Consider the following 12797-nt stretch of genomic DNA (forward strand, 5'->3'; position numbering starts at 1 on the left):
ATCATTGAAAATCGGGACCATACCCATACGCCGCCTGCAAAACGTCCTGTCTCCATGCTGTTTCAGGAAAACAACCTGTTTACCCACCTGACGGTGTGGCAAAACATCGCGCTGGGGATGCATCCGGGACTCAAGCTGAACGTCCCCCAGCGCCAGAAGCTGGAGGTCATTGCCGCCCAGATGGGGATCGCGGAATTTCTCGACAGGCTGCCCGGCGAGCTTTCCGGCGGCCAGCGTCAGCGCGTGGCGCTTGCCCGTTGTCTGGTCCGCGAACAGCCGATACTGCTGCTGGATGAACCGTTCTCTGCGCTCGACCCGGCGCTGCGCCAGGAGATGCTGACGCTTGTGCAGGACGTCTGTCAGCGCCAGCAGCTGACGATGCTGATGGTTTCGCACAGCATCGAAGATGCCGCACGGATTGCCCCCAGATCGGTGGTCATTGCCGAAGGACGAATTGTGTGGGATGGGATGACAGAAGAACTTCTGAAGGGTAACGCTACCGCGTCGTCGCTGCTGGGCATCAGCGCAGTCTGATGCCATCACTCTGGCCCTCTCCCGCAGGGAGAGGGAAACACATTAACGGCTCACCACCTTCAACAGGATTTCACCGTACACCGGCATCAGAGGATGGCGAATCAGTGCGACCAGCGCCACCACCGCAACGCCCAGCATCAGCGGGGCCAGCCACAAAAGACGAGTGCGCGGAAGATAGCGTGTCAGGCGATCGACACTGGCTTTCGCGCTGCGCCATAACCGCCAGCACAGCCACGCAGCCAGCCACAGCAGCACCGCCGTTGCCAGCAACAGCCACTTAAACTCACCGCTTTGCATGCCGTCAGGAATATCGATGGCCGCACCTGCCAGGATCCCCGGCAGGAAGTAGAACGGCGGCCAGAAGACGCAGCCGATGATGTTCGGCACCACAAACTTTGCAACGGGCAGATCCAGCATTCCGGCAACCATCGGCACCAGAGGACGCGTGGGTCCAACAAAGCGGCCGACGAGAATAGTAAACATGCTGTGCTGATGCAGCGCATGCTCGGTTTTATCCAGCAGCGCTTTGTTCTTTTTCATGAACGACCAGCGGTGCAGCGGCTTCTTAAAGCGCCAGCCCAGCCAGAAGGATATCCAGTCGCCCAGCAGGCAGCCGATTATCCCGGCCAGCCACGCCTGCCAGAAATTGACCTCACCGCTGCCAATCAGCGCGCCAAGACCCGCCATCATCACGGTGCCGGGCAGGATTAACCCCACGAGCGCCAGCGACTCCAGAAAGGCCACCAGCGCCACGGCGATGAGCGAATACATAACGGACTGGGTAATAAAGTGTTCCAGCAATGCCTGCATAACTATTCCGGTCAGAAAACGAATCAGCGATTCTGCTTAGCGCCCCGCACTGCGTCAAGGCAACAATTGTCTGAATAGTTTACAGGTAGCTTTCTGCGTTCACCTGTTTGTTTATCTTTTTTTACCGTTTATTCACATCCCGCGCGGAATTCACTCGGGCTGGCACCGGTGCATTTTTTAAAGACGCGTGAAAAATAGAGCTGATCTTCAAAGCCAACGTTACGCCCCACAGTGGCAATCGGCATCCGGGTGGTGCTGAGCAACAGTTTCGCCTGGCTGATACGCTGATCCTCACGCCAGCTCAGGACGCTGACGCCAAGCTGCTGGCGAAACAGATGTGACAGCCGTGACGGCGACAGACACACATGCTGGGCGACGCTGGCAATATCGAACTGACTGTCGGCGAGATGGTCGCTGATGTACTGGCAGGCGTCGCGCACGCGGTTATCCAGCGGAGGATTAAGCGACTCGTTAATGGCCTCCATCCGTCGCAGCAGCAGTTGTTCAAGCAGGTTTATCGCCAGCAGTTCAGCGTAGCGACCACCAGCCTGTCCCGCGTCAATAATCTGCGCGAACAGCTCACGGAACTGCGCCAGATGCACTTCATCCGGGCGATAAAAACCGGTGTGCGCAAAAATAGCAGGCCAGGTAAGCCACTCCTGCCAGTAGGCGCGCGGACGGAAATAGACCCACTGGTGATACCACTCTTTGGCATCCGGATGACGGCCATAGTGGTGGATCTCCCCCGGCGGGAACAGCAGGATATCGCCGGGGCGGCAGACGAACTGCTGGTCGCCATTCTTGATGATCCCCTCTCCGCGTACGGTCAGATTGAGGATATACCCTTTCATCCCGAGCGGTCGGTCGACGTAAAAATCGAGATATCCCTCAGCCTCGATAGGGGTCAGCCCTGCCACAAGGTGCGCGTTAAACGAGTATCCCGGCAACAAGGGATCGTTTTGCGTTTCGGCCATAGATTCAGTTCTCCCAACGGTCCTGAAGGAAACCAATTGTCCATATCACTAAAAGCAGGTCAAAAATGGTCTGCGAAAAGATCCAGAAAGCATCACGCCTCTTTTACGTCCGCCATGTTTCAGCCTTTCCCCCTGATTTCTCCGCCAGAGGAGGCAGATAAGCAGTAACAAAAGTGTCTATAAGTGCGGCAGAAATGTCCACATTGAATATTTGCACGGCGTCACACTTTCCGCTGTAACAGCAATTTAATCCATAAGATTAGCGGATCCTGCCTGACGATTTTTGTCCCCAGTCTCTAATGTTCTTCCATACCTGTTTTTCGGATGGAGCAACACCATGGCAATTGCAATTGGCCTCGATTTTGGCAGCGACTCGGTTCGCGCGCTGGCAGTGGACTGTACGACTGGCCAGGAGATAGCAACCAGCGTTGAGTGGTACCCGCGCTGGCAAGAGGGGCGCTACTGTGATGCGCCAAATAACCAGTTCCGTCACCACCCGCGTGACTATATCGAGTCGATGGAAGCGGCCGTCAAAACCGTTCTGGCGGAGCTGACGGATGCCCAGCGGGCCGATGTCGTTGGGATTGGCGTCGACAGCACCGGCTCAACGCCTGCCCCGGTGGATGCCGAAGGCCGCGTACTGGCGCTGCGCCCGGAATTCGCCGACAACCCGAACGCCATGTTCGTGCTGTGGAAAGACCATACCGCCGTGGAAGAGGCCGAAGCCATCACCCGTCTTTGCCATCAGCCGGGCAAAACAGACTACTCACGCTATATCGGCGGGATTTACTCCAGCGAATGGTTCTGGGCCAAAATCCTGCATGTCACCCGTGCCGATGCGACCGTCGCGCAGGCTGCGGCATCGTGGATTGAGCTGTGTGACTGGGTTCCCGCCCTGCTCTCCGGCACCCCCCGTCCGCAGGATATTCGCCGCGGACGCTGTAGCGCCGGGCATAAATCCCTGTGGCATGAAAGCTGGGGCGGTCTGCCTCCGGCAGCCTTCTTCGATGAACTCGATCCAATTATCAATAAAAACCTGACCTACCCGCTGTTTACCGACACCTTCACCGCCGATATTCCGGTGGGCACGCTCTGCGAAGAGTGGGCAAAACGCCTCGGCCTGCCGCAGAACGTGGCGATTTCCGGGGGCGCGTTTGACTGCCATATGGGTGCCGTGGGGGCAGGCGCACAACCTAACACGCTGGTGAAAGTTATCGGCACCTCCACCTGCGACATTCTGACGGCGGATAAAGCCACCGTTGGCGATCGCGCGGTAAAAGGCATTTGCGGCCAGGTTGACGGCAGCGTGGTGCCGGACTTCATCGGTCTCGAAGCGGGTCAATCCGCGTTCGGCGATATCTACGCCTGGTTTGGCCGCGTGCTGGGCTGGCCGCTGGATCAGCTCGCGGCTGCGCATCCTGAACTGAAAAGCCAGATCGCCGACAGCAAAAAACAGCTTCTGCCACAGCTCACGGAAGCCTGGGCGAAAAATCCGTCTCTCGATCACCTGCCGGTGGTGCTGGACTGGTTTAACGGCCGCCGCACGCCGTTTGCCAACCAGCGACTGAAAGGGGTGATTACCGATCTCAACCTGGCGACCGACGCCCCTGCGCTGTTCGGTGGCCTGATTGCCGCCACTGCCTTCGGCGCGCGCGCCATTATGGAGTGCTTCACCGAACAGGGTATCGACGTGAATAACGTGATGGCACTGGGCGGCATCGCCCGTAAAAATCCGGTCATTATGCAGGCCTGCTGCGACGTGCTGAACCGTCCGCTGCAGATTGTCGCGTCCGATCAATGCTGCGCGCTGGGCGCGGCGATTTTCGCCGCCGTGGCAGCCGGTGTCCACGCGGATATCCCCACCGCGCAGCAGCATATGGCGAGCGCCGTCGAAAACACACTCGAGCCGCGTGCCCAGCAGGCACAACGCTTTGAACAGCTTTATCAGCGCTACCAGCAATGGGCAAAAAGCGCCGAACTTCACTATCTCCCTGTCGCCGCCCCGTCAAAACACACCGCGGACACGACGGCAACCCTGACCCATTAAGGACACGATGATGACCATTTTTAATAATTATGAAGTGTGGTTTGTGATTGGCAGCCAGCACCTGTACGGGCCGGAAGCGCTGCAGCAGGTGACGAAACATGCGGAGCACGTCGTTAATGCCCTCAACGCGGAAGCCAAACTGCCATGCAAACTGGTGCTGAAACCCCTGGGTACAACGCCGGATGAGATCACCCATATCTGTCGCGACGCGAACTACGACGACAAGTGCGCCGGTATGGTCGTGTGGCTGCACACCTTCTCACCGGCCAAAATGTGGATCAACGGCCTGTCTATCCTCAACAAACCGCTGCTGCAGTTCCATACCCAGTTCAACGCCTCCCTGCCGTGGGACAGCATCGATATGGACTTCATGAACCTGAACCAGACCGCGCACGGCGGCCGCGAGTTCGGCTTCATCGGCGCGCGTATGCGTCAGCAGCATGCCGTCGTGACCGGTCACTGGCAGGACAGCCAGGCGCAAAACCGTATCGGCTCGTGGATGCGTCAGGCGGTATCGAAACAAGATACCCGCCATCTGAAAGTGGTGCGTTTCGGTGACAACATGCGTGAAGTGGCGGTCACCGATGGCGATAAAGTCGCAGCACAAATCAAGTTCGGTTTCTCCGTCAATACCTGGGCGGTGGGCGACCTGGTGCAGGTAGTGAATGAAATCAGCGATGGCGACGTGAGCGCGCTGGTAGACGAGTACGAAAGCCGTTACCGCCTGACGCCTGCGGCACAAATCAACGGCGACAAGCGCCAGAACGTGTTGGATGCCGCGCGCATTGAGCTTGGCATGAAGCGCTTCCTGGAACAGGGCGGCTTCCACGCCTTTACGACAACGTTTGAAGACCTCCACGGCCTGAAACAGCTCCCGGGTCTGGCAGTACAACGTCTGATGCAGCAGGGCTACGGCTTTGCAGGCGAAGGCGACTGGAAAACTGCCGCTCTGCTTCGCATCATGAAGGTGATGTCAACCGGTCTGCAGGGCGGCACCTCCTTTATGGAGGACTACACCTACCACTTCGAAAACGGCAATGACCTGGTACTCGGCTCGCACATGCTGGAAGTGTGCCCGTCTATTGCGGTGGAAGAGAAACCGATTCTTGACGTGCAGTACCTCGGCATTGGCGGTAAAGCCGATCCGGCTCGTCTGATCTTCAACACCCGCACGGGCCCGGCCATCAACGCCAGTCTGATCGACCTTGGCGATCGTTTCCGCCTGCTGGTGAACTGCGTCGATGCAGTTGAAACGCCGCATTCACTGCCAAAACTGCCGGTCGCCAACGCCCTGTGGAAAGCACAGCCAGACCTGCCAACCGCGTCAGAAGCCTGGATCCTGGCCGGTGGCGCGCACCACACGGTGTTCAGCCACGCGCTGGATCTGAATGACATGCGTCAGTTCGCCGAGCTGCACGATATCGAACTGACCGTGATTGATAACGACACCCGCCTGCCTGCGTTCAAAGATGCGCTGCGCTGGAACGAAGTCTATTACGGTTCGAAACGCTAAGTACGAAATGCCCGGTGGCACCGTGTTCACCGGGCAGGGAGACAACAATGTTAGACGATCTCAAACGACAGGTGCTCGAAGCCAACCTGGCGCTGCCGAAACATAACCTGGTGACCCTGACCTGGGGCAACGTCAGTGCCGTTGACCGCGAAAAAGGTGTGTTCGTGATCAAGCCTTCTGGCGTGGATTACACGGTGATGACGGCAGACGATATGGTGGTGGTCAGCATCGAAACGGGTGAAGTGGTGGAAGGCAACAAAAAACCCTCCTCCGATACGCCTACCCACCGTCTGCTGTATCAGTCATTCCCGACCATCGGCGGCATCGTGCATACCCATTCGCGTCACGCCACCATATGGGCGCAGGCGGGCCAGTCCATTCCGGCCACGGGTACCACCCACGCGGATTACTTTTACGGCACCATTCCTTGCACGCGCTTAATGACCGAGGCGGAAATCAACGGTGAGTACGAGTGGGAAACTGGCAACGTGATTGTCGAAACCTTCGAAAAACAGGGTATCGACGCGGCGCAGATGCCTGGCGTGCTGGTGCACTCCCATGGTCCCTTCGCCTGGGGTAAAAACGCGGAAGACGCGGTACATAACGCCATCGTGCTGGAAGAGGTCGCCTATATGGGGATCTTCTGTCGCCAGCTCGCGCCACGGCTACCGGATATGCAGCAAACCCTGCTGGATAAGCATTACCTGCGCAAGCACGGCGCGAAAGCGTATTACGGGCAGTAGCTTGTAGGCCGGATAAGCGCAGCGCCATCCGGCAAAACAGACACTGTATAAAACCCCAGCAAACACCCCTTAACCAGGCTATAATCAAGCCTGGTTTTGTTTATGGGATAACGGTGTGACGCAGGCGCAAGAAGGCTTTTTACTGACCCGGCACTGGCGGGATACGCCTCAGGGCACTGAGGTTGAATTCTGGCTGGCGACGGACAGCGGCCCGTTGCACGTAACGCTGCCGCCGCAGGAGTCCGTGGCGTTTATTCCTGAATCGCACGTCGAAAAAGTCAAACAACTACTGCGCGGCGAAAACGGCTGGCGCATCACCCCTCTTGAGCTGAAAGATTTCCACCGTCAGCCGGTATACGGCCTTTACTGTCGCGCCCATCGTCAACTGATGCGCTATGAAAAGCTGCTGCGCGAGGCGGGCGTAACGCTCTACGAAGCGGATATCCGCCCCCCCGAGCGTTTCCTGATGGAACGGTTTATTACCGCGCCCGTCTGGGTGGATGGCACAGCGCAAAACGGTCGCCTCGTTAACGCACGTCTGAAGCCTAACCCGGGCTATCGCCCGCCGCTAAAATGGGTCTCCCTGGACATTGAAACCACCCGCCACGGCGAGCTTTACTGCATTGGCCTGGAAGGCTGCGGCGATCGGGTTGTGTACATGCTTGGGCCGCCAAATGGCGATGCGTCCGCGCTGGATTTCCGGCTTGAATATGTCAACAGCCGACCCCAGCTGCTGGAGAAGCTTAACCAGTGGTTTGCCGACTACGATCCCGATGTCCTGATCGGCTGGAACGTGGTGCAGTTCGACCTGCGCGTGCTGCAAAAACATGCCGAGCGGTATCGCATTCCGCTGATACTCGGGCGCGGCAACAGCGAGCTGGAGTGGCGCGAGCACGGCTTTAAGAATGGCGTCTTCTTCGCCCAGGCCAATGGCCGCCTGATTATCGACGGCATCGAGGCACTGAAATCCGCCTTCTGGAACTTCTCGTCATTCTCTCTTGAAGCCGTAGCGCAGGCGCTGCTTGGCGAGGGCAAATCCATTGACAACCCCTGGGACAGAATGGATGAGATTGACCGACGCTTTAATGAAGATAAACCGGCGCTCGCCACCTATAACCTGAAAGATTGCGAGCTGGTTACGCAGATTTTCCACAAAACCGAGATCATGCCGTTCCTGCTGGAGCGCGCGACGGTAAACGGCCTCGCGGCCGACAGGCACGGCGGCTCGGTAGCGGCCTTTAGCCACCTCTTTTTCCCCCGCATGCACCGGGCAGGGTACGTTGCCCCCAACCTCGGGGACGTACCGCCACAGGCCAGCCCCGGCGGGTATGTGATGGACTCCCGGCCAGGGCTTTACGATTCGGTGCTGGTTCTGGATTATAAAAGCCTGTATCCGTCGATTATCCGCACGTACCTGATTGACCCGGTGGGGCTGGTGGAAGGGATGGCGCAGCCGGACGACGCGCACAGCACTGAAGGCTTTCTCGGCGCCCGTTTCTCGCGTGAAAAACACTGCCTGCCTGAAATTGTGGGAAACATCTGGCACGGGCGCGACGAGGCGAAGCGTCACGGCAATAAGCCCCTCTCGCAGGCGCTGAAAATCATTATGAATGCCTTTTACGGCGTGCTGGGCACCAGCGCCTGCCGCTTTTTCGACCCCAGACTGGCGTCATCCATCACCATGCGCGGGCATGAAATCATGCGTCAAACCAAAGCGCTGATTGAATCCCGGGGCTATGACGTCATTTATGGCGATACCGACTCCACCTTTGTCTGGCTGAAAGCCGCCCATTCTGAAGAGGACGCCGCGCGAATCGGCAAAGAACTGGTCGCCTTCGTGAATGCCTGGTGGCGCGAAAGTTTGCAAAAAGAGCGGTTAACCAGCACGTTAGAACTGGAATTTGAAACCCATTTCGCCCGCTTTTTAATGCCCACCATTCGCGGTACCGACCAGGGCAGCAAGAAGCGCTACGCCGGGCTGATTCAGGAAGGTGACACGCAGCGGATGGTGTTCAAAGGGCTGGAGACGGTGCGCACCGACTGGACCCCGCTGGCGCAGCAGTTCCAGCAAACGCTTTACCTGCGGGTATTCCGCAACGAGCCCTATCAGGATTACGTGCGCGAAACCATCGCCAGCCTGATGGCGGGTGAGCTGGATAACCAACTGGTTTACCGCAAACGCCTGCGCCGCCCGCTGGCAGAGTATCAACGTAATGTGCCTCCCCACGTACGCGCCGCGCGCCTGGCGGATGAAGAGAACGTGAAGCGCGGCCGCGCCCCGCAGTATCAGAACCGGGGAACGATCAAATACGTCTGGACGATTAACGGTCCGGAACCGCTAGATTATCAATACTCACCACTCGATTACGATCACTACCTGACGCGTCAGCTTCAGCCGGTCGCCGACGGAATTTTGCCCTTCATCGACGACGATTTTGCTACACTAGTGACAGGGCAACTTGGCCTATTTTGACACGTGACGAAATGGCTGCCATCCAGTACCATAGCGCCCTTTCCATTCCCGGACCCATTTTTCGATGACCGTCTTTTTTGACGGGGGTCGAACTATTGCCTGCAATTAAAGATTAGAGCCGAACAACTATGCCTTTTACACTTGGTCAACGCTGGATCAGCGATACAGAAAGCGAACTTGGATTAGGAACCGTCGTTGCCGTCGATGCGCGTATGGTTACCCTCCTCTTCCCTGCCACCGGTGAAAACCGCCTGTACGCTCGCAATGACTCCCCTGTAACCCGCGTGATGTTCAATCCGGGTGACACCGTGACCAGCCATGACGGCTGGCAGCTCAAGATTGAAGACGTAAAAGAAGAGAATGGACTGCTCGCTTACATTGGTACGCGTCTTGATACGGACGAAGCCAATGTCATCCTGCGTGAAGTGCTGCTCGACAGCAAACTGGTTTTCAGTAAGCCGCAGGACCGCCTGTTTGCCGGGCAAATTGACCGTATGGATCGCTTCTCGCTGCGCTATCGCGCGCGCAAGTTCCAGAGTGAACAGTACCGCATGCCGTGGAGCGGCCTGCGCGGTCAGCGCACCAGCCTGATCCCCCACCAGCTGAATATCGCCCATGACGTGGGCCGTCGCCATGCCCCTCGCGTACTGCTGGCCGATGAAGTGGGCCTGGGTAAAACCATTGAAGCGGGTATGATCCTGCATCAACAGCTGCTTTCCGGTGCCGCCGAGCGCGTGCTGATCGTGGTGCCTGAAACCCTGCAGCACCAGTGGCTGGTCGAGATGCTTCGCCGCTTTAACCTGCGCTTCTCCCTGTTTGACGACGAACGCTATGCCGAAGCGCAGCACGACGCCGACAACCCGTTTGAAACCGAACAGCTGGTTATTTGCTCCCTGGACTTCGTGCGCCGCAGCAAGCAGCGCCTCGAGCACCTGTGCGATGCCGAGTGGGACATTATGGTCGTTGACGAAGCGCACCATTTAGTCTGGAGCGAAGACTCGCCAAGCCGCGAATATATGGCTATCGAACAGCTTGCGGAGCGCGTCCCTGGCGTCCTGCTGCTGACCGCAACGCCGGAACAGCTGGGTCTGGAAAGCCACTTCGCACGTCTGCGCCTGCTCGACCCAAACCGTTTCCACGATTTCGGGCAGTTCGTGGAAGAACAGAATAACTACCGTCCGGTCGCGGATGCCGTGGCCATGCTGCTGGCAGGCAATCGTCTTTCTAATGAGGAACTCAACACCCTGAGCGAGCTGATTGGCGAGCAGGATATTGAACCGCTTCTGCAGGCCGCGAACAGCGATAGCGATAACGCGGAGCCTGCGCGTAAAGAGCTCATCGACATGCTGATGGACCGCCACGGCACCAGCCGCGTGCTGTTCCGCAACACCCGTAACGGCGTGAAAGGGTTCCCGAAACGCGAGCTGCATACCATCAAGCTGCCGCTGCCCACCCAGTATCAGACGGCGATCAAAGTCTCTGGCATTATGGGCGCGCGCAAAACCCAGGAAGAGCGCGCCCGCGACATGCTCTACCCGGAACAAATCTACCAGGAATTTGAAGGCGATACCGGCACCTGGTGGAACTTCGACCCGCGCGTGGAGTGGCTGATGGGCTACCTGACCGCCCACCGCTCCCAGAAGGTGCTGGTGATCTGCGCCAAAGCGGCTACCGCGCTGCAGCTGGAGCAGGTGCTGCGCGAGCGTGAAGGTATTCGCGCCGCCGTGTTCCACGAAGGGATGTCCATCGTTGAACGTGACCGCGCCGCGGCGTGGTTCGGTGAAGAGGACAGTGGCGCACAGGTTCTGCTGTGCTCGGAAATCGGTTCTGAAGGCCGTAACTTCCAGTTTGCCAGTAATCTGGTGATGTTCGATCTGCCGTTCAACCCGGATCTGCTGGAACAGCGTATCGGACGTCTGGATCGTATCGGCCAGGCGCATGATATTCAGATCCACGTGCCGTATCTGGAAAAAACTGCCCAGGCCGTGCTGGTGCGCTGGTTCCACGAAGGTCTGGATGCGTTTGAGCATACCTGCCCGACGGGCCGCACCATTTACGATCAGGTGCATAGCGATCTGATCGGCTACCTGGCCGCACCGGAAAACAGTGACGGATTTGACGATCTGATCAAATCCTGCCGCGAGAAGCATGAAGCGCTGAAAGCGCAGCTTGAGCAGGGTCGCGACCGCCTGCTGGAAATTCACTCCAACGGCGGTGAGAAAGCGCAGGCGCTGGCTGAAAGCATTGAAGAACAAGATGATGACACCAGTCTGATCAGCTTCTCCATGAACCTGTTCGACATCGTCGGTATTAACCAGGACGATCGCGGCGAGAACCTGATTGTCCTGACCCCGTCCGATCACATGCTGGTGCCGGATTTCCCGGGCCTGCCGGAAGATGGTTGTACTATCACCTTCGAGCGTGATGTGGCGCTGTCCCGCGAAGATGCTCAGTTCATCACCTGGGAACACCCGCTGATCCGTAACGGACTGGATCTGATCCTTTCCGGCGATACCGGTAGCAGCACGATTTCACTCCTCAAGAACAAGGCACTGCCGGTGGGTACGCTGCTGGTAGAACTGATCTACGTTGTGGAAGCCCAGGCACCGAAACAGCTCCAGCTGACCCGCTTCCTGCCGCCAACGCCTGTGCGTCTGCTGCTGGATAAAAACGGTACCAACCTGGCAGGGCAAGTTGAATTCGAGAGTTTCAACCGTCAGCTGAGCGCGGTGAATCGCCATACGGGCAGCAAGCTGGTGAATGCGGTACAGCAGGACGTGCATGCCATTCTGCAGCTGGGCGAAAGCCAGATCGAGAAAGCGGCCCGTGCGCTGATCGATGCTGCACGCACCGAGGCCGATGAGAAACTCTCAGCGGAGCTGTCCCGTCTGGAAGCGCTGAAGGCGGTGAACCCGAACATCCGTGACGATGAACTGGCTGCCATTGAAAGCAACCGTCAGCAAATTATGGAAAGCCTGAATCAGGCGGGCTGGCGACTGGACGCATTGCGTCTGATTGTTGTCACGCATCAGTAAGCGGAGCAAAAAAATGGTAATGGAGCCCTACAATCCGCCGATGGATCCCTGGCTGGTCATCCTGTATCAGGATGAACACATTATGGTTGTAAACAAGCCGAGCGGCCTGTTGTCCGTACCGGGGCGTCTGGATGAGCACAAAGACAGCGTGATGACGCGCATTCAGCGCGATCATCCACAGGCGGAATCTGTGCATCGTCTGGATATGGCAACCAGCGGCGTGATTGTGGTGGCGCTCAATAAAGCGGCGGAGCGCGAGCTGAAGCGCCAGTTCCGCGAGCGCGAGCCGAAAAAGCAGTACGTGGCGCGCGTCTGGGGACATCCTGCACAGGCAGCAGGGTTGGTGGATCTGCCGCTGATCTGCGACTGGCCGAACCGGCCTAAGCAGAAGGTCTGCTATGAAACCGGCAAGGCCGCGCAGACCGAGTATGAAGTGCTGGAGTACGCACCGGATAACACCGCGCGCGTACTCCTTAAGCCGATTACCGGACGTTCACACCAGCTGCGCGTGCATATGCTTGCGCTGGGTCATCCGATTTTAGGCGACCGGTTTTACGCGCCGCCGGAAGCGCTGGCGTTAGCACCGCGTCTGCAGCTTCACGCCCAGACGCTGACCATTACCCATCCGGCCTTCGGTAACACGATGACGTTTAACGCCCCGGTGGACT

9 protein-coding genes are annotated in these 12797 nt (G+C 58.1%); 7 read left to right on the forward strand and 2 right to left on the reverse strand.

Translation table 11 applies throughout. From position 1 onward, the window contains the following. The coding region (gene thiQ, locus L977_RS15725) for a thiamine ABC transporter ATP-binding protein ThiQ (RefSeq protein WP_047626142.1) at positions 1–534 on the forward strand (534 nt) is incomplete at its 5' end. A gap of 42 nt (positions 535–576) precedes the next feature. Here thiQ and L977_RS15730 read toward each other — a convergent pair. Both L977_RS15730 and araC read right to left on the reverse strand, forming a co-directional pair. Continuing rightward, on the reverse strand, positions 577–1344 hold the full coding sequence (locus tag L977_RS15730; RefSeq protein WP_014882517.1) for a DedA family protein: 768 nt from the start codon (positions 1342–1344) through the stop codon (positions 577–579). A 128-nt stretch (positions 1345–1472) separates the two neighbouring features. After that, positions 1473–2318 carry an arabinose operon transcriptional regulator AraC gene (araC, locus tag L977_RS15735; protein ID WP_014882516.1) on the reverse strand — a complete coding sequence of 282 codons (846 nt, stop codon included), beginning with the start codon at positions 2316–2318 and terminating at the stop codon, positions 1473–1475. Between the two features lie 337 nt (positions 2319–2655). On the opposite strand from araC, the gene araB reads away from it, so the two are divergent. From araB to rluA, 6 genes are all read left to right on the forward strand, one after another. After that, a complete protein-coding gene (gene araB, locus L977_RS15740) occupies positions 2656–4365 on the forward strand; it encodes a ribulokinase (RefSeq protein ID WP_047626143.1) in 1710 nt (569 codons plus the stop codon). A 10-nt stretch (positions 4366–4375) separates the two neighbouring features. Next, the gene (gene araA, locus L977_RS15745) at positions 4376–5878 is read left to right on the forward strand and encodes an L-arabinose isomerase (protein ID WP_047626145.1); all 1503 of its coding nucleotides are present in this window, start codon (positions 4376–4378) and stop codon (positions 5876–5878) included. A 47-nt stretch (positions 5879–5925) separates the two neighbouring features. Then, positions 5926–6621 (forward strand): L-ribulose-5-phosphate 4-epimerase, encoded by a 696-nt coding sequence (gene araD / locus L977_RS15750; protein ID WP_047344034.1) that lies wholly within the window; start codon positions 5926–5928, stop codon positions 6619–6621. Between the two features lie 115 nt (positions 6622–6736). After that, the gene (gene polB, locus L977_RS15755) at positions 6737–9094 is read left to right on the forward strand and encodes a DNA polymerase II (RefSeq protein WP_047626147.1); all 2358 of its coding nucleotides are present in this window, start codon (positions 6737–6739) and stop codon (positions 9092–9094) included. A 128-nt stretch (positions 9095–9222) separates the two neighbouring features. Continuing rightward, complete coding sequence (gene rapA, locus L977_RS15760; protein WP_047626148.1) at positions 9223–12129, forward strand: RNA polymerase-associated protein RapA; 2907 nt, start codon at positions 9223–9225, stop codon at positions 12127–12129. Between the two features lie 13 nt (positions 12130–12142). Next, positions 12143–12797, forward strand: a 655-nt coding sequence (gene rluA / locus L977_RS15765; protein ID WP_047626149.1) for a bifunctional tRNA pseudouridine(32) synthase/23S rRNA pseudouridine(746) synthase RluA, incomplete at its 3' end; no start/stop codon positions are given.

Origin of the sequence: Enterobacter sp. ZOR0014 (genome assembly GCF_000798855.1) — a bacterium.
Taxonomy (GTDB): domain Bacteria; phylum Pseudomonadota; class Gammaproteobacteria; order Enterobacterales; family Enterobacteriaceae; genus Enterobacter; species Enterobacter kobei.

Bases quoted from the DNA above. Each gene is read 5' to 3' on its own strand.
- L977_RS15730 (WP_014882517.1), bottom strand. From the start codon at position 1,344: ATGCAGGCATTGCTGGAACACTTTATTACCCAGTCCGTTATGTATTCG.
- araC (WP_014882516.1), bottom strand. From the start codon at position 2,318: ATGGCCGAAACGCAAAACGATCCCTTGTTGCCGGGATACTCGTTTAAC.
- araB (WP_047626143.1), top strand. From the start codon at position 2,656: ATGGCAATTGCAATTGGCCTCGATTTTGGCAGCGACTCGGTTCGCGCG.
- araA (WP_047626145.1), top strand. From the start codon at position 4,376: ATGACCATTTTTAATAATTATGAAGTGTGGTTTGTGATTGGCAGCCAG.
- araD (WP_047344034.1), top strand. From the start codon at position 5,926: ATGTTAGACGATCTCAAACGACAGGTGCTCGAAGCCAACCTGGCGCTG.
- rapA (WP_047626148.1), top strand. From the start codon at position 9,223: ATGCCTTTTACACTTGGTCAACGCTGGATCAGCGATACAGAAAGCGAA.